At 56.1% G+C, this 1067-nt stretch carries 2 protein-coding genes; both read right to left on the reverse strand.

What is annotated here, in order from left to right; translation table 11 throughout:
* Positions 1-566: 566 nt before the first annotated feature.
* Positions 567-746, reverse strand: coding sequence for a hypothetical protein (locus ACRXB1_RS36650; protein ID WP_449494853.1), 180 nt, complete (start codon positions 744-746; stop codon positions 567-569).
* A 105-nt stretch (positions 747-851) separates the two neighbouring features.
* Positions 852-1067 (reverse strand): hypothetical protein (locus ACRXB1_RS36655; protein ID WP_449494854.1); only part of this gene is annotated, 216 nt, incomplete at its 5' end.

Below are 1067 nucleotides of genomic sequence, written 5' to 3' on the forward strand. Positions count from 1 at the left end.
GAAACCTTGTTCTATTTGCCGTGGAATCGGCATTAACTTTGCCGTGGAATCGGCATTAACTTTGCCGTGGAATTCGTGATTTTTTTCCCGTGGAATCCTTGTTCGCGATGGCGTGGAATACGCAGCCGTGGATTGTCAAAAGGCCGAGAGAGGAAAAAATGCTTAATCACGATAAAGACTTGCCTAAGGGGTTGCAAGATAGGCAGCTTGACACGCGCAGGATTGTCCAAGTCGCCGGCCTGCTGCGGCGCGCGAGCACGCCAATGGCGCATTGGGGCTTACACCGGTCTGTGGCTTCGCGGATGGCGGCGCACAGGAGAAACAATCGCTTCGAGCTCCGCGCACTCGGGTTTAGCCTTGCGCCGTCCCGCCGCATCCAAACTAGCGCGAACGGTCTTTCGCTCCGTAGAGATCGACGCCACATCCGTAATAAGCCGCAAAATCGCACGCCGATCATCACGTGGCAGATTCCCAATTTTCGCTGCAATAGCTCTCCCGTCTTCGCCAGCGCCTCCACGGTACTTTCCAAGCAATGCGCTCAGCGGGCCGTTGAACAACTCGGCAGGCTAAACGAGGCGATAAAGCGTCGTCGCGATGATGCCGTTCTCGATCGTCAAGACCGTTTCCTTCTTCAGCCCGATCTTGTCGACACTGGAATGAGTGAAACCGGCCGCCGTCCTTTGGCTCACGACCCCCGCTCCCATCTCCCGAACGATACTTTCAGGTGCCGCGCTCTCGGCTTTCATGTCGCTCTCCCTACATCGAAAAGTCGACAAGACACGATATTTCGGCGCCACGCGTTACTCAAGAATTAACGTGCGACCTTCATTGAACGACGCGATAAATCAATTTTAATAACGAACGACATCATCTCCGGCAAAGATCGGCGGATGACGGGTTCCACGAGGAAAAACAAAAATGAAATCGACCATCCACCATCCGGCCATCGCCGCGGCAGCCTTGACTGTCTTCTTGTCAGCTTGCGGAGGTGGGGGCGGCAGTTCCTCGCCAGCTGCAGGAGCCGCGACTCCCGCCTCTGGCGCAAGCGCTCCGTTCGCACCCGGAGA

This window comes from Caballeronia sp. M23-90, assembly GCF_053574605.1.